The sequence below is a fragment of the Brevundimonas sp. genome, assembly GCF_965278935.1.
GTDB lineage: Bacteria > Pseudomonadota > Alphaproteobacteria > Caulobacterales > Caulobacteraceae > Brevundimonas.
In genome coordinates this window covers 3,121,768-3,139,458 of the sequence record NZ_OZ257124.1, presented here as the reverse complement: position 1 = coordinate 3,139,458, position 17,691 = coordinate 3,121,768, and the positions used below count along the sequence as shown (strand labels likewise).

The following is a 17,691-nucleotide window of genomic DNA, read 5'->3' as shown; positions in this document are numbered from 1 at the left end:
CGTATGTGTTCGATCCGGCCTCGTGTCATGGGCATCCTGAACGTCACGCCCGACAGCTTCTCCGACGGCGGTCTGCACGATACGGTCGAGGCCGGGCTGGCGCAGGCGATGAAGCTGATCGGGGACGGAGCGGACATTCTCGACATCGGCGGGGAGTCGACGCGGCCGGGGGCGGAGCCGGTCCCGGCCCAGGAAGAGATCGCGCGGACGGCGCCGGTGATCGCGGCGGTGCATGCGCGCTGGCACGGACCGATCTCGATCGACACGATGAAGCCCGAGGTTGCGCGCGCCGCCGTCGCGGCGGGGGCGACGATCTGGAACGACGTCACCGCCCTGACCTTCGCGCCCGATGCGGCGGAGGTCGCCGCCGAACTGGGGTGCGAGGTGGTGCTGATGCATATGCTGGGCGAGCCGCGCAGCATGCAGGTGGAGCCGCGCTATTCCGACGTGGTCGCCGAGGTGCGCGACTATCTCGGCAACCGGGCCGAGGCGGCGGTGGCGGCGGGGGTGGCGCGAGACCGGATCACGCTCGATCCCGGCATCGGCTTCGGCAAGACCATCGAGCACAATCTGGCGCTGATCGCCGGGCTGGGGAGGCTGGCGGAGCTTGGCTATCCCGTGCTGTTGGGGGCCAGCCGGAAACGGATGATCCGGAACATCGACCCGTCGGCGACCGAGGCGGGGGACCGGCTGGGCGGCTCGATCGCCCTGGCGCTGGAAGGGGCGCGGCGCGGGGCGGCGATCGTCCGCGTCCACGACGTGCGGGAAACCGTCCAGGCGCTGGCGGCGCAGGCGGCGGTGGCCTCCGCCTAGGCGGCGTTGATCTGCCAGGAGACGCCGAACCGGTCCTGGACCCAGGCGAAGCGGCGGGAGAAGCCGTAGTTGTTCGCGGGCATCAGCACCTTGGCGTCAACCGAGAGAGCCGTCGCCAGGGCGTCGACCTGATCCGGATCGTCGACGCCGAGGAAGGTCGAGATCGAGGGGGTGAAGGTGAAGTCGTGCACCGGCGGGCTGTCGTTCGCCATGATCTCCAGCCCCGCGATCGACAGCCGCGCCATGGCCACCGTGCCGTCGGGCTTGTCGTTGCGCGACAGGACACGGGTCTCGGGCAGGGTGGCGACATAGAAGTCGAGCGCCTCGCCGCACTGGCCCTGGAACATGAAGAAGGGGTGGGCGGTGGTCATGATCCGGCTCCGGCGTGAAGGACGGTTTCGAGGGCCGCGAGAATGGTGGTCCAGCCGTGGACGGTCTGTCGCTCATAGGCGGCCCATTCGGCGGCGAGGTCGTGGGTCAGGACGATGCGGCAACCGTCGCTCCCGGCCTCGAAGACCACGGTGACGCGGGTCCATTCGCCGTCGTCGTCGGTGCGGAAATCGAAACCGATCCGCTCGGGCCGCATGATCTCCACGAACCGGCCGAGGTGGCGGGCGAGGGTCTCGCCGCGCCGCTCTACAATGGTGAAGCCGCCGCCGGGGACGGGATCGTATTCGACCTGTTCCATGACCCCGTCGGGCGTGTGGAACAGCCACAGGCCCACATGGGCCGGATCGACGAAGGCGTCGAAGACGCGCTCTCGCGGATGCCGGAACCGCTTCTCAACCCGGATTTCGATCGGTTCCGCCATGGTCAGAGCTTCGCCAGCCAGGTTTCGCGCCGGGCGAGGAACAACTCCCAGTCCCAGCCGTGACGCACGCCGTGGATGGCGTCCTCCAGTCCTTCCAGGTGGGTGCGCCAGCCGGTCATGACGTTGGCGCGGCCGCCGGCCCAACCCTGCGGGATGCGGTGGACCAGCTGGATGTGGGTCCCGTCGCCGTCGGGCGTCAGACGCCAGGACACGACCGACTCATCGTTGGAGCCGAAGGTGTGTTCGAACCGGGTGTAGGGCTCGACCACCAGCACCTCGTTGTTCTGGATGCGGCGGTCGGGGGTGTCGGGCATGAACTCGTGATCCGGCTGGCGGAAATGCAGGTCCATCCGGCCGCCGGCAACCAGGTCGATGTCCGCCTCGGCCAGCCAGCAGGCGAGACCTTCCGGCGTCGTCAGGGCCTTCCACACGCGCTCCGGTGAATGGCGCAGGCGGCGTTCGAAACGGATCTCCCAGCCGTCGTCGAGGGTGGAGATGGTTCCCAGTTCGGAGGGCTGCGCGAGGGTGTCGGTCATTGCGGAAACTCCTTGTCGAGATGACGTTCGAGGGCGTCGAGGCGGTTGATCCAGAACTTGCGGTACGGCTCGAGCCAGGCGTCGAGCTCGGCCAGAGGGGCGGGGTTCAAGCTGTAGAGACGGCGCTGGGCGTCCTTGCGCACGGTCACCAGACCGGCCTCGCGCAAGACCGACAGATGCTTCGAGACGGCCGGCTGACTGATCGGCAGGGCATCGACGAAGTCTCCGGCGGGCCGCTCGCCGTCGCGCAACAGGGCCATGATGGCCATGCGGTTCGGTTCGGCGAGGGCGTTCAGGGCGGCGTGCATGAATATCGTCTACAGGCTATATAGCCATACTGCAATATAAAAAGCGGACTTGCCGACTCCGGCGGCGTGACGCATCCCGGAGCCATGTCGTCATCCGCCCCCTTCCCCGGTCGCGTCCTGATCATCGCGGGGTCGGATTCCGGCGGCGGGGCGGGGATCCAGGCCGACATCAAGGCCGTGACCGCGATGGGCGGCTATGCGGCGACGGCGATCACGGCGATCACGGTGCAGAACACGCTCGGCGTCCATGGCGTGCACCCCCTGCCGCTCGATCTGATCGAGGCGCAGGCGCGGGCCGTGCTGGACGATATCGGCGCCGACGCGATCAAGACCGGCATGCTGGGCTCGGTGGCGGTGGTGGAGTGGGTCGCGGCCATTCTCGACACCTCGGATGCGCCGACCGTGGTCGATCCGGTCATGGTGGCCAAGGGCGGGGCGGCGTTGCTGGACGAGGACGCGGTGCAGGCGGTGCGCAGCCTGATGATCCCGCGCGCTTCCCTGCTGACGCCCAATGCGCCGGAGGCCGAGGCTTTGACGGGGATCGCGGTGGAGGATCTGGACGGGCAGCGCCGGGCGGGCGCGGCCCTGCTGGAACTCGGCGCCGGGGCGGTGCTGATGAAGGGTGGTCATGTGCCGGGCGTGACGGTCGTCGACCTGCTGATCACCCCGTCCGGCGAGACCCTGCTGGAAGGGCCGCGCATCGAGACGACCTCGACCCACGGCACCGGCTGCACCCTGGCCAGCGCGATCGCGGCCGGACTGGCCCTGGGCCATCCGCTGGAGGTCGCCGTGGCGGAGGCCTGGGCCTATGTGTCGGAGGCGATCCGTCGTGCGCCGGGTCTGGGCCACGGACACGGCCCGCTGGATCACGGCTGGCCGCTCAGGGATGCGCGATGAGCGGCTTTGAGGTGCGGCTGGTCGAGATCGTCCGGGCGGACCCGGACCTGATGCACGTGCTGACGACGGTGCGCGGGCTGGGCCTGCCCGACTGGCGGGTCTTTTCTGGCGCGGTCTATCAATCGGTCTGGAATGCGGTGACGGGCCGGCCGGCCGGCTATGGCCGAAAGGATTTTGACCTCGGCTATTTCGATCCGGACACGTCGTGGGGCGCCGAGGACGTCGTCATCAGACGGGTCGCGGCGGCCTTCGAGGAGCCCTTCCGGACCGACGTCGAGGTGCGCAATCAGGCGCGGGTGCATCTGTGGTTCATGGATCGGTTCGGTGAGGATTATGAGCCGCTGCCGGACACCGATGCGGCGCTCGCGCGGTTCGTGGCGCCCGCCTTCGCGGTCGGCGTGCGGATGGAGGCCGACGACACCATCAGCATCGCCGCGCCGTTCGGGCTTCGGGACGTGTTCGACATGGTGATCCGCCCCAACCCGAACCGGCCGCTGGCCAAGGGCTGGGACCGCGTCGTGAACAGTGCGACCGCTCGCTGGCCGGAACTCAGACAGGCTTGAGGCCGGGCGTCCAGCGGCCGTCGGTCGGGCGGATCGGCATCTTTCGCGATGCGGCAATCGCGCTGACATTCGCCTGTCGCGAGAAGCAAAAACCTTCGTCGCCGTCCCGAATGCATGAAACGTCCCTTCGCGAGAAATCGGGATGCCGTGCTTTCAATCCTCCCCATTTTGGGCAGAGTTTCCGCAACGTAAGAAGCGGGTGAGGTTTTCATCCGTATCAAACGCGACCAACGTTCATCAGACGGTGATTTACTGCGCCGGCTGACTGCCTGGGAGTGCAGAAATGATCTCGAGTCTCGAACAGCTTTCTCGCCTTCTGGGCGAATACGAACAAATGACCGACGGCGGGGACCAACCGGACGAGGGCGCGGCCGACGACCGGTTCGACCAGCTTGATCTGATCGAAAGGCAGTTGCTGCTCGCTCCGGTTCACTCGACCACCGATGTCGCCGCGAAGCTCAATTTTCTCGCCAGGATCGCCGGGGATGGTGAGCGCAGTGACGGGGCCGACGTGATCTGCATTCGGGATCTGGCCAGCTGGATGGACGCGCGTTTCGGCGTGAATGCAGTGGCCGATCGGACCGATCGGCATGCCGGCCAGGTCAGGACGTGACCGCCGAGGTTTTCGACGAAGGAGCGCCGGGCCACCTCCATCCTGATCAGTACGAGAAGGCGTTGGTCAGCACCACGTCCGAATACTGCGTCAGGGTGATGGTCGCCTATGCCGGTGCATGCGACGGCGATTTCCTGATGGCGATGGTGTTTCTTTCGATTTCGCTGGGCTGCACGCAGCACCTTCGGAACCGGGCGGCCAAGGCTGAAGATTTCGACGGCCGATTCTACCGCGACTCTCTTAGGCGGCCCGTTTCCATCTCGTCCATCGCCAGGTCGTTGAACGTCCCCATCGAGACCGTTCGGCGAAAGTGCGCGCGCCTCGCGGAGCTGGGGCTTCTGGATCGCACGCCCAGCGGGCAGGTGGTGGTGACATCCGCCTCACTCGCCCGGTCCGACATCGGCGCGGTCGTCACAGACAATGTGACCGCGCTGCGTATCATGCTGGACCAGATCGAACGGATGCCGGCCGCGTTCCGCTAGCCGCTCGCGTTTCAGGGCGCCGGCGACAGCACCGGGTAGACGTCGCGGTCGACCATCTCCATGTGGCGCAGCGGATCGGCGGCCTCGAAGCCGTATCGGGCATACAGACCGTGGGCGTCGGCGGTGGCCAGACCCCAGCGGCGCAGGCCCTGAAGACGGTCGTCGGCGAGGATGTCCTGCATCAGCTGTTTGCCCAGACCCCGGCCGCGCGCCCGGTCATCGACGAAGACGTCGCACAGCCAGGCGAAGGTGGCCTGATCCGTGACCACCCGGGCGAAGGCGAGCAGGTCCCCGTCCTCGACCAGGCCGAAGCAGAGCGACCCGGCGCAGGCGCGCTGGAACGTCGGCCACGGGATACGGGCGCCCCAATAGCTTTCCTCGGCGATCCAGCGCCACGCCGTGCGCAGCTGAGAGTCGTCCAACGCGGTGGTCAGGGTGGCGGTCATGGGCGGGTCCGTCTGGTTTCCCCTCGCATCCTGACTTAAGCCGGGCGGCATGCGCCAGTGGACTGTCGACGCCTTCGCCGAACGCCCGTTCATGGGCAATCCCGCCTCCGTGCTCCAGCCGCTGGACGCCTGGCCGGACGCCGGCTGGATGCAGTCGCTGGCGGCGGAGAACAACCATTCGGAGACGGCCTTCCTGCGCACGACCGCCAGCGCCTCGCGGTTCGACCTGCGCTGGTTCACGCCGTCGACCGAGGTCTCCCTGTGCGGTCATGCCACCCTGGCGGCGGCCCATGTGCTGTGGCGCGAACTGGGGATCGAGGCGCGCCGGCTGACCTTCGACACAGCGTCCGGGCCGCTGACGGTCGACCGGTTCGGCGAGGGCTACGAGATGAATTTTCCGGCCGATCCGCTGACGCGGGTCGAGACGCCGAAGGGGCTGGCGGAGGCGCTGGGGGCCGAGCCGCTCGAGGTGTGGGCGAGCCGGTATCTGATCGCGATCATGGCGGATGCAGCGACCGTGCGCGGCCTGACGCCGGACAGTCCGGCGCTGATGGCGTTCGGGGACGGCGCGATGGAGAGGGGGCAGGTGATCGCCGCGGCCCTGTCGGACAAGGATGAAGGAGGGGATGTCGACGTCGTGGATCGTTTCTTCGGGCCCGGTTGCGGGATCGACGAGGATCCGGCGACCGGCTCGGCCCGGTGCGGCCTGGCGCCGTTGTTCGCGATGAAGCTGGACCGGAGCAATGTGACCTTCGAACAAGCCTATCCCGGTCGGGGCGCGCGGTTCGAGACCGAGCTGGCCGGCGATCGGGTCCTGATCCGGGGGCACGCGGTGACGGTGATGGGGTCGGTTCTGCGGTTCTGATCCCGCATACGGAAAGGGGGCGTGACCCTCTCGGACCACGCCCCCCGCCTTGCGAGCGACCGTGTCTTCGGCACGACCGCCCGAAGCTCACGAACCGTTAGTGGCGACGGTTGTCGCGGTCGCGGCGTTCCTCGCGGATCGAGGCGGAGAGACGGTCGAAGCGACGATCGAGGTCGGACCGCTCCCAGGCCGTCAGGCCGCCACGGCGGTAGTTGGCCTCGAGACGCAGCAGGGCGTTGAACTCGCCGCGGACGCGGGTCGCCTCGCGGCGGCTCAGCTGGCCGTTGCGGACACCCTGGTCGATGCGGCGGTCGAGGTTGGCCTGACGGACGTTGATCGATTGCCAGCCGCCGTAGTTCTGGCTGTAGCCGCGGTCGTCCTGGCGGTCATGGCCACGGTTGTAGGACTGGGCGGCCGCCGGGAGGGCGACGGCGGAGACCGACGCCAGAACGAGGGCGGGAACGAGCATCTTCTTCATCATCGGATCACTCCACTTTTGAACTCGGCAACCGGACTGGCTGCGTTGACCTGATGAAAGCTGATCGCCGCTGAGCCGATCCTGAACGGGGCGGGTCAGGTTCTGTTCATCCGGAGGGAGAGGCCCGTTTCCCCCAAGGTTAAACGTCCCTAAGCTGCGTGTTCAGCCGCCGTTCAGAGCGCCGGCCTCATAAGACGTTCCATGACCCGCCTGTCCGCCATCCTCCTGTCCGCCCTGATCGCCGTAGCGCCGCTGAGCGCCGCGCATGCGCAGGACCGTGGCAATCGCGGTGATCGCAATAACGGGCAGTCGTTCGAGCGTCAGGAGCGCCGTATCTCGGAAGCGGAAGCACAGGGAATCGCCCAGTCGCGCGCCCGCGGCGCCCGTTTCGTCGGCTCCTTGGGCATGCGCGGCGACTCCTATGTGTTCCGCTTCGAGCGCGACGGCCAGATCATCGACATCACCGTCAGTTCGCGCGGCTAATCCAGGGACCCACGATGCGAGTTCTCCTTGTTGAAGACGACGTCGATCTGTCGCGCCAACTGAAGCAGGCCCTTGGCGACGCCGGCTATGCGGTCGATCACGCCGCCGACGGCGAGGAAGCCCATTTCCTGGGCGACACCGAACCCTATGACGTGGTCGTTCTCGACCTCGGCCTGCCCAAGATTGACGGCGTGTCGGTGTTGGAACGCTGGCGCCGGGACGGCAAGGCGACGCCGGTGCTGATCCTGACGGCGCGCGGGGCCTGGTCGGACAAGGTCTCGGGCTTCGACGCCGGGGCCGACGACTATCTGACCAAGCCCTTCCACACTGAGGAACTGCTGGCGCGCCTGCGGGCCCTGCTGCGGCGCTCGGCGGGCATCGCTTCGGCCACTTTGGCGTGCGGGGGCCTTAGGCTGGATCCGCGTGCCGCGCGGGCGACGGTTAACGGCGAACCGCTGCGGCTGACGTCGCTGGAGTACCGGCTGCTGCACTACATGATGATGCACCAGGGTCGGGTCATCAGCCGTACCGAGCTGGTCGAGCACTTGTATGATCAGGACTTCGATCGCGATTCCAACACCATCGAGGTCTTCATCGGCCGGCTGCGCAAGAAGGTCGGATCGGACCGGATCGAGACCGTGCGAGGCCTCGGCTATCGCCTGACGCCTCTGGCCGGCGAGTCCGAAGCCGCGTGAGCGACGACGCCCCGGCGCTCCAAACTGTGACGAAACCGTCCTGGGGGCGCTGGTTCGGGCGTCCGGGCCGCAGTCTGACGCGCCGGCTGATCTGGCTGGCGTCGGCGTGGATCGTGGTCGCCCTGATGCTGACCGGCTGGATGCTCACCAGCCAGTATCAGGAGAGCGCGCTGCGACGGCTCGGCAATTCTCTCGGAGCCGTGATCGACGATGTGGTCATCGCCAGCGTCATGACGCCCGAAGGCCTGCGGGTCGCCGAGATCAAGGACGCCCCGACCCTGCGCGGCCTGTCGGGCAAATACTGGATGGTGGGCGAGGTCGATGCAGAGGGCGGGTTCGTCGTGCTGGCGAAGTCTCCATCCCTGTCCGGCGAGAGCCTCTACGTCGCTCCCGAACTGCCCGCACGGCTCAAGGCGTCGATGGGCGCGACCCTCAGCTACAACGATCCCGGCATCCTGCCCGACGGGGCTCAGCCGCTGCGCATCGCCGCAAGCATGAAGGCGCTCAACGGGCGACCGTTCGTCTTCATGGCCGGGATCGACCGGTCGGAGATCGACATGGACACGCGCCAGTTCGCGACCTTCACCTGGACGGCGTTGCTGATCCTGGGCATCGGCCTGGTCATCGCCGTGTTCCTGCAGGTCCAGATCGGGTTGCGGCCCCTGTTCGATCTTCGGGTCGAGATCGCCAATGTCCGCAAGGGCAAGGCAGCGCGGATCGAGAAGGACTATCCGACCGAGATCCAGCCACTGGCCGAACAGGTCAACCGCCTGCTGGACCACAATCAGGAAGTCGTGGAGCGCCAGCGGACGCACGTCGGCAACCTGGCCCACGCCCTGAAGACGCCGCTGTCGGTCATGCTGGCCGAGGCGGGAACGGATCAGGGGCCGCTGGCCGACATCGTCCGTCGCCAGTCAGAGGTCATGAAGGGCCAGGTCGATCACCACCTGCGTCGCGCCCGCGCCGCCGCCCGCGCCGCGCATGGCCTGGGCGAGAAGACGCCTGTGGGCGAGGTCATCGACGAATTGGCGGTCATGCTGGAGCGGGTGTTCCAGTCGAAGGACGTGGAGATCGACTGGCGCGCGCCGGATGAACTGGCCTTCCTCGGCGAGCGTCAGGACCTGCAGGAGATCCTCGGCAATCTGATGGAGAACGCCTGCAAATGGTCGACGCGCCGGGTGCGGGTCTCCGCGGGCGCGAGCGGTCTGGGGCAGATGATCGCCGTGGTCGAGGACGACGGACCCGGCCTTCCGGCCGATCAGCGTAACGGGGCGCTGAAGCGGGGCGCGCGGATGGACGAGAACGCGCCGGGATCGGGACTGGGTCTGGCGATCGTCGACGACCTGACCCGCGCCTATGGCGGACGCCTGACCCTGGCCGCCAGCGATCTCGGCGGGCTCAAGGCCGTGCTGGAGCTGCCCGCCGCGGAAGTCTGATTTCCCCGCTTCCGGATTTTTAACCTCGTGCCTTTACTGTGATGTCCGACCGCGACCTTGCGGTCGACGGAGTGTGGCATGGCCGAGCTATCGGTCGCGCAGCGTGCAGTCCTCGCCCAGATGCTGGAGCGTGTGCCCGACCGCGTGTTGAAGACCCTTGCGGGCGCGGTCGCCCAGATGCCCGGAGAGCGCGCGGCCGCGCTCAGTATCATGCTGGCGGATGAGACCATCGACCGTCGCCGCCGCGCCATCGCCTTCGCCCCCCTGCTGCCGATGTTCCAGCGTCGTCCGGACGGCGTCGATGCCCTGACCTTCCCGTCCGGCGTCCTGCCTCGCCTGTGGAAGGCGGCGTCCGGCAAGGAGCCCGAGCTGCTGCTGGTGCTCGACGACTATCGTCCGATCGAGGAGAATCCGAAGATGCGGGCGGTCGCCGACCGCATCTGCGTCGCCGCGGCCGCCGCCGTGCGCGACACGCCCGACATCGTCTGGCCCGTGGGCGGCGATGAGGCGGTTCGCGCCAGGGGGCTGGACGAACTGGCCCTGTGCTTCGACCTGGCGGCCATGGCCCGGCGCGGCCTGCTGAACCTGCCGGACCTGATCCTGCGGCCCACCGGCGACCAGCTGGCCGAGCTCCGCCTGTTGATCCGCGACTGCGCCGAGATCACCACCGACGGCGGGCCGCGCATGCTGGAGATCATGTTCGCCCATCTCGGCGACGCCTCCCTGATCCTGCGGCTGGTCGTGCATTCGTCGAAGGCCTCGGCCAAGGAAGGCTTGCTGTCGGAATCGGAGATGGCCGGCTTCGTCAATCGCCTGATCGCCGAGGTCGAGGCGCGGGTGACCCGCATCGCCTCGCACAAGCCGGGCGCCAAGGCCGACCCCGGGCCCGGACTGCGCGCCGATATCGCCTGGTGCGCGGAGACCCTGGGCGAACTCGACATCACTCTGCAGCTCGATCCCGAGGGGATTTGGGGCAAGCAGGCGCGGGAGGCCCGCGAGCGGATCAACAAGAGCCTGTCCGGCACCCTGCGGTCGCTGGACAAGACGATGGACCGGCTGATGCCGTCGAAGGCGGTCAAGACGGCCGGCCGGATGACCAAACAGGCGCCGGATCTGGACGCCGAAGCCGCGCCGCTGGAGGCGGTGCAGGCGGCCATCCTTCAACTGACCCTGCTGGGCGCCCTGCGGACCGCGGCCCAGGTGTTCGGTTGTGAGGGCCTGCGTGTCCAGCTGGTGCAGTCGGTGACCGAAAGGGTCACCACCTGGGTCGATCTGGTGATCGAGGCGGTGAACGCGGGCGAAGCTCCGGATCAGCGCAAGTCGCTGGCCATGGTCGAGACCCTGGCCAAATGCCTGCTTCTGATCGAGGCGACCGACGCGGCCCGCACCGTTCGACGCCGGGCCGGCGCGGCCGGCGCCCGCGCATCGCTCGACGAGGAGCGCTCGCCCCGGGCCGCCTGATCCGCTAAACGGCGCGGATGATCGTTTTCTGGACCCTGGCCGGCCTGGCCACGGCGCTGGCCGGATTGCTGGTGCTGAGCCTCGCGCGGCGCGGCGCCGACCGTGAGCAGCCTGTGTCGGACACGGGCGCGGCCGAGCTGGCCGAGCTGGATCGCCTGAAGTCTCGAGGACTGCTGGACGACGAGGCCTGGACCGCCGCACGGGCCGAGGCCGGACGTCGCCTGCTGGCGGGCGCGTCGCCGGAAGTCGCCCCGCGCGTCGGCGGGCGGGACCGGACCATCGTGCTGGTGGGACTGGTCGGGGCGGTCGCCGCGACCTTGGGTCTGTATTTCGTGGTCGGCGATCCCGGCCTGCCGGATCAGGCCTATGAGCGGCGGATCGACGACTGGGCCGCCAGCCCCGAGACCCTCGATGCGGAACAGATCGCGGCCGTGCTGAGCCGCGCGGTGAAACGCGAACCGGAGAACCGCACCGCCCTGACCATGCTGGGCGCGGCCCGGTTCGAGGCCGGCGATCCCATCGGGGCTGCCTCGGCCTTCCGCCGGGCGCTGGCTCTGGACGAGACGGATGCGACGAGCTGGGCCCGTCTGGGCGAAAGCCTCGTGCGGGCCGCCGACGGGAGTGTCGGCGTCGACGCCGAGGCGGCCTTCGCCCGGGCGCTGTCCCTCGATCCAGAGCAACTGGGCGCACGCTATTTCCTCGGCGAGGCCGCCCTGGCCCGGGGCGAGACGGCACGGGCGCGCGAGGTCTGGGCGCCGCTGATCGCCGCGCTCGATCCGGCCGATCCGCGCCGCGCCGATCTGGTCAGCCGACTGGACGCGGCGGCATGACCCGTTGGAGCCGACCGGGAGTGACGCTATACCGCGCGACCTCTCCGTTCCCGGAAACTGTCGTCCGCCCATGAGCTGGCTTCCCAAATCGCCGAAGGCGCGTCGTCGCCTGTGGGTCGTGGCCGCCGCCGCGCCCGTGCTGGCGCTCGCCGTCGGCCTGTCGCTGTGGGCCATGCAGGACAGCGTGACCTTCTTCTTCTCGCCGTCGGAAGCCACGGCGGACGCTGCGCCGGCCGGCCGCATGATCCGTCTGGGCGGTCTGGTCGAGGTCGGCAGCGTCGAACAGCACGGCACGACCGTCGCCTTCGCCGTCACCGACAACGCCGCGACCAGCCGGGTGATCTATGAGGGTGACCTGCCCGACCTGTTCCGCGAGGGGCAGGGAATCGTGGCCCAGGGCCGGTTCGGCGCCGACCGGGTGTTCCACGCCGACACCGTTCTGGCCAAACACGACGAGACCTATATGCCGCGCGAGGTCGCCGACCGGCTGAAGGCCAAGGGCGAGTGGCGGCCCGAGGGCGGCGTATCGACGCCTGCCGGTCAGCGCGCTCTATGATCGTCGAATTCGGCGCCTTTGCGCTGATCCTCGCCCTGACGCTTTCGGTGCTGCAGACCGGGCTGGCCACGGTCGGGCGGGTGCGTCGCAGTCCGCTTCTGGCCGGCGGCGCGGAGGGCGCCGCCATCGGCGCGGCCCTGGCCACGGCGCTGGCCTTCGCGGCCCTGATCTTCGCCTTCGCGACCTCCGACTTCTCCGTCGCCAACGTGGCGAACAACAGCCACACCGACAAGCCGATGCTCTACAAGGTGGCCGCCGCCTGGGGCAGCCACGAGGGGTCGCTGGTCCTGTGGTGCCTGGTCATGACCGGCTTCGGCGCGGCCCTGACGCGCGCGCGCGGCCTGCCGTTCGGGCTGAAGACCTCGGCCGTCGGCGTGCAGGGTGGGCTGGGCGCGCTGTTCTTGGCCTTCGCCGTCTTCACGTCGAACCCCTTCGCGCGGATCGACCCGGCGCCGTTGCAGGGCGCGTCGCTGAACCCGCTGCTTCAGGACCCGGCGCTCGCGATCCATCCGCCCATGCTCTACGCGGGCTATGTCGGCTTCTCGGTGACCTTCTCGCTCGCCGTCGCCGCCCTGATCGAGGGAAAGGCCTTCTCCGGCTTCTGGCCCGCGTGGGGACGCTGGGTGCGGCCTTGGGCCCTGGCGAGCTGGGTTTTCCTGACCTGCGGCATCACCCTGGGCGCCTTCTGGGCCTATTACGAGCTCGGCTGGGGCGGCTGGTGGTTCTGGGATCCGGTCGAGAACGCCAGCTTCATGCCGTGGCTGGCGGGCGCAGCCCTTTTGCACAGCGCGGTGGTGACCGAGCGGCGCGGGGCGTTGGCGGGCTGGACGGTGTTCCTCGCCCTGCTGGCCTTCACCTTCTCCATGCTGGGCGCCTTCCTCGTGCGCTCCGGCGTGCTGACCAGCGTGCACGCCTTCGCGGTCGATCCCGAGCGGGGCCTGATGCTGCTGGGCATTCTCGGCTTTACCGCCGGGTCGGCCTTCGCCCTGTTCGCCTGGCGCGCGCCGCAGCTGAAGGGCGGCGGCCTGTTCGCCCCGGTCAGCCGCGAGGGCGCATTGGTGCTGAACAACCTGTTCCTCACGGTGGCCGCGACGACGGTCCTGCTCGGCACCCTCTATCCCCTGATCCTCGAGGCGGCGACCGGGGCGACCATCTCGGTCGGTCCGCCCTATTTCGCCCTGACCTTCGTCCCGTTGATGACCGTGGCCTTCCTGATCCTGCCGGCCGGGCCGTTGCTGGCGTGGAAGCGCGGGGACCTGAAGGGCGCGATGCAGAGGCTGGCCCTTGCGGCCGGTCTGGCCATCGCCTGCGGTTTCGTCGGCTGGCTGGCCTTCGAGCCGAAGAAGGCCTTCGCCGCCGCAGGTCTGGCCGTCGGCGCCTGGCTGATCCTCGGGGCCTTGGCCGAGGTCGTCGAGCGCGTCCGCCTGTTCCGCGCGCCCCCATCCCGCGCTCATTTGGCCGAGGTCGGTCGTCGGGCGAAGGGCCTGCCGCTCGGCGCCTGGGGCATGACGCTGGCCCATGCGGGTCTCGGTCTGTTCGTGCTCGGCGCCGTGGTCGAGACCGGCTTCAAGGTCGAGGCCGCCGCCCCCCTGGCCATCGGCGGCGAGGTTCATGCCGGTCGCTGGACCGTGACGCTGGACAGGGTCGAGATCGTCGAAGGTCCCAACTATCTGGCCGAGCAGGGGACGCTGACCGTGACGTCCGCCGATGGTCGCGCCTTCCCGCGCACCGTGACCGCCGAGCGTCGCTTCTTCCCGGCGGGCGGCCAGACGACGACCGAGGTGGGGCTCGATTTCCGGGGACTGGACGACGTCTATGTGGTCATGGGCGAGCGCCGCTCGACGCCAGAGGCGGCCCGGGCCTGGACTGTCCGGGTCTACTACAATCCGTGGGCGCGGCTGATCTTCCTCGGGCCGTTCGTCATGGCGCTGGGCGGAGTGCTGTCCCTGTTCGACCGGCGGCTGAGGCTGGCGGTGAGCGGGCGGAAGAAGGTCGCGATGGCATGACCAGGCTTGTCCTTGCGATGCTGGCCATCCTGACGCTGTCGAGCCCCGCCTTCGCCCAGGAACCCGCCGCGCCGCCGGACCAGCCTCTGGCCTCCCCCGGTCAGGAAGCCCGCGCGCAACGCATCTTCGAGGTCGTGCGCTGCGTGGTCTGCCAGCACGAATCCATCGCCGACAGCCCGGCCGGAATCGCGGGAGACATGCGTCGCCTGATCCGCGAGGAAATCGCCTCGGGCGCCACCGACCAGGCGGTCAGGGACGACCTCGTGCGTCGTTACGGCGACTATGTGCTGTTCACCCCGCCCGTGCGGACGGGCACCTGGCTGCTGTGGTTCGGGCCGGCGCTGCTGGCTGTTCTGGGTGGCGTGGCCCTGTTCGTCTTCGCGCGTCGCAAGGCCGTCGAGACCGCGCCGCTTTCGCCCGAAGAGGAACGTCGGCTGGCCGATCTTCTCCAAAGCGAAACAGTTCGCCCCGATCCTGACGCATCCGCGCCTCACGACGGGCGTTGAGGGGGCTCAAGCCTCGCGACGCGATGGTTGGCGAAAGCCGCCAGAGGTCTATATCACAAGGCGAAACGGGCGCCGGTCAGTTCTGGCCGGACCTATTGAAGGATCGCAAGACACCGATGCTGAAGCGCAAGGAATTCATCCTGGGGGCCGCTGTCGGCCTCGTTTTCGCGGCCGCCGCGACTGCAGGAGGCGTGATCGACTGGCCGGGCGCCAACGCCGCCGAGGCGAGCGGGCGACTGATCCCGTCGGCCGGAGCCGCCGGCCTCGCCTTCGCCCCGCCGCAGGGCGCGCCGCTGAGCTTCGCCGACATCTTCGACCAGGTCTCGCCCGCCGTGGTCCAGATCGACGTCGAGACGCCGATCGAGCGTCCGCGCGGCGGCGTCATCCCGATCCCCGGCTTCCCCGGCTTCGGCTTCCAGGCTCCCGAGACGCAGCAGCCTGACGAGGGCGAGGACGCCCCGACCGCCCAGGGCGCCGGCTCCGGCTTCTTCATCTCGGCCGACGGCTTCATCGTCACCAACAACCACGTGGTCGCCAACGCCACCAAGATCACTGTCAAACTGTCGGACGGGCGCGAGCTGCCGGGCCGTCTGGTCGGTCGTGACGCCGACACCGACCTGGCCGTGGTCAAGGTCGAGGGCTCGGACTTCAAGTTCGTCAACTTCGAGGAACAGGCCGAGCCGCGCGTCGGCGACTGGGTCATCGCGGTCGGCAATCCGTTCGGTCTCGGCGGCACGGCCACGGCCGGCATCGTTTCGGCCCGCGCCCGCGACATCGGCGACGGCACCACCCCCTACACCGACTATCTGCAGATCGACGCCGCCATCAACCGGGGCAACTCGGGCGGCCCGACCTTCGACATCTATGGCCGCGTGATCGGCGTGAACTCGGCGATCTTCTCGCCGACCGGCGGCTCGGTCGGCATCGGCTTCGCCATCCCGGCCTCGATCGCCAAGTCGGTGACCGATCGTCTGATGAGCGGCCGGGCCATCGAGCGCGGCTATCTGGGGGTCACGATCACGACCCTGAGCGAAGAGCAACGGGCTGGATCCGATCTGCCGGAAGGCACCGAGGGCGCCTACGTCGCCGACGTGACCCCCGGCGGACCTGGCGAGCGAGGCGGTCTTCGAGCGGGCGATACCGTGGTTCGATTGAACGGCCGCGACATCAAGACGTCTACCGAACTGACCCGTCACGTGGGCCAGGCTGCGCCGGGCGACGAACTGCGTCTGGAAATCTATCGTGAGGGTCGTCGTCAGGATCTGACCATCCGCTCCGGCACGCGCCCGGCGGATATCCAGGCGGCACAGGCCGGCGAGGAGGGGGCAAATCCGTCACCGGGCCGTCCGGTCCCACCGGCTGGCGAGGCGGTCGAAGGCATCACCGTCACGCCGTTGACCGAGACCCTGCGTACGCGCTTCTCGATCCCCGAGCGCGTCGAGGGCCTGGTGGTCACCGCCGTGGCCGAGGGCTCTCGCGCAGCGCGGGACGGCTATGAGGCCGGCTTCGTGATCCTGCAGGCCAATGGCCGTCAGGTTCGAACCGTGGCCGACCTCCGCGCCGCCGTCGCAGCCGCCCGGACTGCAGGCCGTGAAGGCCTGTTCCTGCTGGTCCGCACGTCTCAAGGCAATGTTCCGGTCGTGCTGCAGCTCTCCAAGGCTGAATAGCCTCGGAGCAGTCCCGACCCTGAACAAGGCTTAACTCCCCAAGTCGCCGCCGATGGACTACCGTCGGCGGCGATTGTGATTCCGGAGGGTGGCCCTGTGAAAATTCTGGTTGTCGAGGACGACGCCGAGGCGGCCCAGGCGATGGTGCGCGGCCTGACGGAGGCCGGCCATGTCGCGGCCCACGCCATCGACGGCGCCTACGGGCTGCTCGAGGCGCAGAAGGGCGACTACGACGTCTATGTGGTCGACCGGATGATGCCGCGCCTGGACGGCATCGGCATGGTCGAGACCCTGCGCAAGGACGGCGACCAGACGCCGGTGCTGTTCCTGTCCGCCATGGGCGAGGTCGAGGACCGGATCACGGGCCTGAAGGCCGGCGGCGACGACTATCTGGTCAAGCCCTATGCCTTCGCCGAGCTGATCGCCCGGGTCGAGGCCCTGTCGCGCCGTCGCGAGACGGGCGGGGTCCAGACGGTGCTCAAGGTCGGCGACCTCGAGATGAACCTGATCGCCCGCACCGTGCATCGCGGGACCTCGGAGATCGACCTGCAGCCGCGCGAGTTCCAGCTGCTCGAGTTCCTGATGCGCCACGCCGGCCAGTCGGTCACCCGCACCATGCTGCTGGAGAAGGTGTGGGAATACCATTTCGACCCCCAGACCAACGTCATCGACGTCCACATCAGCCGCCTGCGCTCCAAGATCGACAAGGGCTTCGACAAGGCGATGCTGCAGACGGTGCGCGGGGCGGGGTACCGGCTGGAGGCGTAGCGAGAGGTTTCTCCCTCCCCCTCGGGGGAGGGTGGCCGCGAAGCGGCCGGGTGGGGAGGGCCAGGCGACATGGCGATCATCGCTCGGGCCCGCGAGATGCGAAAGGCGCTCACCCCTGCCGAGGCGCGCCTTTGGGTCTCTCTACGGGCGATGCGATCAGAGGGGCTGCACTTTCGCAGACAGGTTCCGTTGCGCGGCTACTACCTCGACTTCTTCTGCTGGGCGCGAGGCGTGATCGTCGAGGTGGATGGGAGCTCTCATCAAACGAAGGATCGCCAGCGTCAGGATCGTGTTCGAGATGCCGTTTTCGCCAGAGAAGGTCTGCTGACTTTGCGCTACGACAATCTGATGGTGCGAGATCGGCTGGCCGACGTGATCGACGCGGTGCGTGCGGCTTGCCTTGCCCGCCCCACCCGGTCTGCGCTGCGCTCCGACCACCCTCCCCCGCAGGGGGAGGGAGAATAGTTCATC

23 protein-coding genes are annotated in these 17,691 nt (G+C 68.8%); 17 read left to right on the top strand and 6 right to left on the bottom strand.

Features of this window, described 5'->3' with window-relative positions; all coding sequences use genetic code 11:
• The first annotated feature begins 3 nt into the window (after positions 1–3).
• The gene (gene folP / locus ACQY68_RS15675) at positions 4–813 is read left to right on the top strand and encodes a dihydropteroate synthase (protein ID WP_428150619.1); all 810 of its coding nucleotides are present in this window, start codon (positions 4–6) and stop codon (positions 811–813) included.
• Here folP and ACQY68_RS15670 read toward each other — a convergent pair.
• From ACQY68_RS15670 to ACQY68_RS15655, 4 genes are read right to left on the bottom strand one after another with little or no spacing between them, the layout of a single operon-like run.
• Positions 810–1,184 (bottom strand): VOC family protein, encoded by a 375-nt coding sequence (locus ACQY68_RS15670; RefSeq protein ID WP_428150618.1) that lies wholly within the window; start codon positions 1,182–1,184, stop codon positions 810–812. The two genes, folP and ACQY68_RS15670, sit on opposite strands and share 4 nt — an antisense overlap.
• Entirely contained in the window at positions 1,181–1,624 is a 444-nt protein-coding gene (locus ACQY68_RS15665) for an SRPBCC family protein (RefSeq protein WP_428150616.1), read from the bottom strand. Before ACQY68_RS15665 ends, ACQY68_RS15670 begins: the two co-directional genes overlap by 4 nt.
• A gap of 2 nt (positions 1,625–1,626) precedes the next feature.
• Positions 1,627–2,160 carry an SRPBCC family protein gene (locus tag ACQY68_RS15660; RefSeq protein WP_428150615.1) on the bottom strand — a complete coding sequence of 178 codons (534 nt, stop codon included), beginning with the start codon at positions 2,158–2,160 and terminating at the stop codon, positions 1,627–1,629.
• Complete coding sequence (locus ACQY68_RS15655; protein WP_428150614.1) at positions 2,157–2,468, bottom strand: ArsR/SmtB family transcription factor; 312 nt, start codon at positions 2,466–2,468, stop codon at positions 2,157–2,159. The genes ACQY68_RS15660 and ACQY68_RS15655 overlap by 4 nt, the downstream gene beginning before the upstream one ends.
• An 84-nt stretch (positions 2,469–2,552) precedes the next feature.
• Here ACQY68_RS15655 and thiD point away from each other — a divergent pair, with 84 nt between their 5' ends.
• The 4 genes from thiD (at position 2,553) to ACQY68_RS15635 (ending at position 5,023) form a co-directional block, all read left to right on the top strand.
• The gene (gene thiD, locus ACQY68_RS15650; protein WP_428150612.1) at positions 2,553–3,365 is read left to right on the top strand and encodes a bifunctional hydroxymethylpyrimidine kinase/phosphomethylpyrimidine kinase; all 813 of its coding nucleotides are present in this window, start codon (positions 2,553–2,555) and stop codon (positions 3,363–3,365) included.
• Positions 3,362–3,928 carry a nucleotidyltransferase family protein gene (locus ACQY68_RS15645; protein WP_428150610.1) on the top strand — a complete coding sequence of 189 codons (567 nt, stop codon included), beginning with the start codon at positions 3,362–3,364 and terminating at the stop codon, positions 3,926–3,928. Before thiD ends, ACQY68_RS15645 begins: the two co-directional genes overlap by 4 nt.
• 334 nt (positions 3,929–4,262) lie before the next feature.
• On the top strand, positions 4,263–4,541 hold the full coding sequence (locus ACQY68_RS15640; RefSeq protein WP_428150608.1) for a hypothetical protein: 279 nt from the start codon (positions 4,263–4,265) through the stop codon (positions 4,539–4,541).
• On the top strand, positions 4,538–5,023 hold the full coding sequence (locus ACQY68_RS15635) for a hypothetical protein (protein ID WP_428150607.1): 486 nt from the start codon (positions 4,538–4,540) through the stop codon (positions 5,021–5,023). Before ACQY68_RS15640 ends, ACQY68_RS15635 begins: the two co-directional genes overlap by 4 nt.
• A gap of 11 nt (positions 5,024–5,034) precedes the next feature.
• Here the strand turns inward: ACQY68_RS15635 and ACQY68_RS15630 are convergent, their stop codons facing one another.
• On the bottom strand, positions 5,035–5,469 hold the full coding sequence (locus tag ACQY68_RS15630; RefSeq protein ID WP_428150606.1) for a GNAT family N-acetyltransferase: 435 nt from the start codon (positions 5,467–5,469) through the stop codon (positions 5,035–5,037).
• Positions 5,470–5,518: 49 nt separating this feature from the next.
• Between ACQY68_RS15630 and ACQY68_RS15625 the strand changes: the two genes are divergently transcribed.
• A complete protein-coding gene (locus tag ACQY68_RS15625) occupies positions 5,519–6,334 on the top strand; it encodes a PhzF family phenazine biosynthesis protein (RefSeq protein WP_428150604.1) in 816 nt (271 codons plus the stop codon).
• 97 nt (positions 6,335–6,431) lie between these two features.
• Here ACQY68_RS15625 and ACQY68_RS15620 read toward each other — a convergent pair whose 3' ends face one another.
• Positions 6,432–6,812, bottom strand: a complete 381-nt coding sequence (locus ACQY68_RS15620) for a hypothetical protein (RefSeq protein WP_428152687.1) — start codon at positions 6,810–6,812, stop codon at positions 6,432–6,434.
• A 201-nt stretch (positions 6,813–7,013) separates the two neighbouring features.
• On the opposite strand from ACQY68_RS15620, the gene ACQY68_RS15615 reads away from it, so the two are divergent.
• The 11 genes from ACQY68_RS15615 (at position 7,014) to ACQY68_RS15565 (ending at position 17,685) form a co-directional block, all read left to right on the top strand.
• Positions 7,014–7,295 (top strand): hypothetical protein, encoded by a 282-nt coding sequence (locus ACQY68_RS15615; protein WP_428150603.1) that lies wholly within the window; start codon positions 7,014–7,016, stop codon positions 7,293–7,295.
• Positions 7,296–7,309: 14 nt separating this feature from the next.
• Complete coding sequence (locus tag ACQY68_RS15610; protein WP_428150601.1) at positions 7,310–7,990, top strand: response regulator transcription factor; 681 nt, start codon at positions 7,310–7,312, stop codon at positions 7,988–7,990.
• A gap of 26 nt (positions 7,991–8,016) precedes the next feature.
• Complete coding sequence (locus tag ACQY68_RS15605) at positions 8,017–9,426, top strand: sensor histidine kinase (RefSeq protein ID WP_428150599.1); 1,410 nt, start codon at positions 8,017–8,019, stop codon at positions 9,424–9,426.
• A gap of 78 nt (positions 9,427–9,504) precedes the next feature.
• On the top strand, positions 9,505–10,887 hold the full coding sequence (locus ACQY68_RS15600) for a hypothetical protein (RefSeq protein WP_428150598.1): 1,383 nt from the start codon (positions 9,505–9,507) through the stop codon (positions 10,885–10,887).
• Between the two features lie 17 nt (positions 10,888–10,904).
• Positions 10,905–11,717: a c-type cytochrome biogenesis protein CcmI gene (gene ccmI, locus ACQY68_RS15595; protein WP_428150597.1), complete on the top strand. Its 813-nt coding sequence runs from the start codon at positions 10,905–10,907 to the stop codon at positions 11,715–11,717.
• Between the two features lie 70 nt (positions 11,718–11,787).
• A complete protein-coding gene (gene ccmE, locus ACQY68_RS15590) occupies positions 11,788–12,273 on the top strand; it encodes a cytochrome c maturation protein CcmE (RefSeq protein WP_428150595.1) in 486 nt (161 codons plus the stop codon).
• On the top strand, positions 12,270–14,279 hold the full coding sequence (locus ACQY68_RS15585) for a heme lyase CcmF/NrfE family subunit (protein ID WP_428150593.1): 2,010 nt from the start codon (positions 12,270–12,272) through the stop codon (positions 14,277–14,279). The genes ccmE and ACQY68_RS15585 overlap by 4 nt, the downstream gene beginning before the upstream one ends.
• Positions 14,276–14,785: a cytochrome c-type biogenesis protein gene (locus ACQY68_RS15580; protein ID WP_428150591.1), complete on the top strand. Its 510-nt coding sequence runs from the start codon at positions 14,276–14,278 to the stop codon at positions 14,783–14,785. Before ACQY68_RS15585 ends, ACQY68_RS15580 begins: the two co-directional genes overlap by 4 nt.
• 116 nt (positions 14,786–14,901) lie before the next feature.
• Positions 14,902–16,452 carry a Do family serine endopeptidase gene (locus ACQY68_RS15575; RefSeq protein ID WP_428150590.1) on the top strand — a complete coding sequence of 517 codons (1,551 nt, stop codon included), beginning with the start codon at positions 14,902–14,904 and terminating at the stop codon, positions 16,450–16,452.
• A 96-nt stretch (positions 16,453–16,548) separates the two neighbouring features.
• Positions 16,549–17,220 carry a response regulator transcription factor gene (locus tag ACQY68_RS15570; protein WP_428150588.1) on the top strand — a complete coding sequence of 224 codons (672 nt, stop codon included), beginning with the start codon at positions 16,549–16,551 and terminating at the stop codon, positions 17,218–17,220.
• Positions 17,221–17,289: 69 nt separating this feature from the next.
• The gene (locus ACQY68_RS15565) at positions 17,290–17,685 is read left to right on the top strand and encodes an endonuclease domain-containing protein (protein ID WP_428150586.1); all 396 of its coding nucleotides are present in this window, start codon (positions 17,290–17,292) and stop codon (positions 17,683–17,685) included.
• Positions 17,686–17,691 lie beyond the last annotated feature (6 nt).

Excerpts from the sequence above, each read along its gene's own strand:
- ACQY68_RS15625 (WP_428150604.1), top strand. The coding sequence starts at position 5,519 with ATGCGCCAGTGGACTGTCGACGCCTTCGCCGAACGCCCGTTCATGGGC.
- ACQY68_RS15575 (WP_428150590.1), top strand. The coding sequence starts at position 14,902 with ATGCTGAAGCGCAAGGAATTCATCCTGGGGGCCGCTGTCGGCCTCGTT.
- ACQY68_RS15600 (WP_428150598.1), top strand. The coding sequence starts at position 9,505 with ATGGCCGAGCTATCGGTCGCGCAGCGTGCAGTCCTCGCCCAGATGCTG.
- ACQY68_RS15580 (WP_428150591.1), top strand. The coding sequence starts at position 14,276 with ATGACCAGGCTTGTCCTTGCGATGCTGGCCATCCTGACGCTGTCGAGC.
- ACQY68_RS15630 (WP_428150606.1), bottom strand. The coding sequence starts at position 5,469 with ATGACCGCCACCCTGACCACCGCGTTGGACGACTCTCAGCTGCGCACG.
- ACQY68_RS15640 (WP_428150608.1), top strand. The coding sequence starts at position 4,263 with ATGACCGACGGCGGGGACCAACCGGACGAGGGCGCGGCCGACGACCGG.
- ACQY68_RS15565 (WP_428150586.1), top strand. The coding sequence starts at position 17,290 with ATGGCGATCATCGCTCGGGCCCGCGAGATGCGAAAGGCGCTCACCCCT.
- ACQY68_RS15585 (WP_428150593.1), top strand. The coding sequence starts at position 12,270 with ATGATCGTCGAATTCGGCGCCTTTGCGCTGATCCTCGCCCTGACGCTT.
- ACQY68_RS15655 (WP_428150614.1), bottom strand. The coding sequence starts at position 2,468 with ATGCACGCCGCCCTGAACGCCCTCGCCGAACCGAACCGCATGGCCATC.
- folP (WP_428150619.1), top strand. The coding sequence starts at position 4 with ATGTGTTCGATCCGGCCTCGTGTCATGGGCATCCTGAACGTCACGCCC.
- ACQY68_RS15645 (WP_428150610.1), top strand. The coding sequence starts at position 3,362 with ATGAGCGGCTTTGAGGTGCGGCTGGTCGAGATCGTCCGGGCGGACCCG.
- ACQY68_RS15660 (WP_428150615.1), bottom strand. The coding sequence starts at position 2,160 with ATGACCGACACCCTCGCGCAGCCCTCCGAACTGGGAACCATCTCCACC.
- ccmI (WP_428150597.1), top strand. The coding sequence starts at position 10,905 with ATGATCGTTTTCTGGACCCTGGCCGGCCTGGCCACGGCGCTGGCCGGA.
- ACQY68_RS15620 (WP_428152687.1), bottom strand. The coding sequence starts at position 6,812 with ATGAAGAAGATGCTCGTTCCCGCCCTCGTTCTGGCGTCGGTCTCCGCC.
- ccmE (WP_428150595.1), top strand. The coding sequence starts at position 11,788 with ATGAGCTGGCTTCCCAAATCGCCGAAGGCGCGTCGTCGCCTGTGGGTC.
- ACQY68_RS15665 (WP_428150616.1), bottom strand. The coding sequence starts at position 1,624 with ATGGCGGAACCGATCGAAATCCGGGTTGAGAAGCGGTTCCGGCATCCG.
- ACQY68_RS15670 (WP_428150618.1), bottom strand. The coding sequence starts at position 1,184 with ATGACCACCGCCCACCCCTTCTTCATGTTCCAGGGCCAGTGCGGCGAG.
- ACQY68_RS15615 (WP_428150603.1), top strand. The coding sequence starts at position 7,014 with ATGACCCGCCTGTCCGCCATCCTCCTGTCCGCCCTGATCGCCGTAGCG.
- thiD (WP_428150612.1), top strand. The coding sequence starts at position 2,553 with ATGTCGTCATCCGCCCCCTTCCCCGGTCGCGTCCTGATCATCGCGGGG.
- ACQY68_RS15610 (WP_428150601.1), top strand. The coding sequence starts at position 7,310 with ATGCGAGTTCTCCTTGTTGAAGACGACGTCGATCTGTCGCGCCAACTG.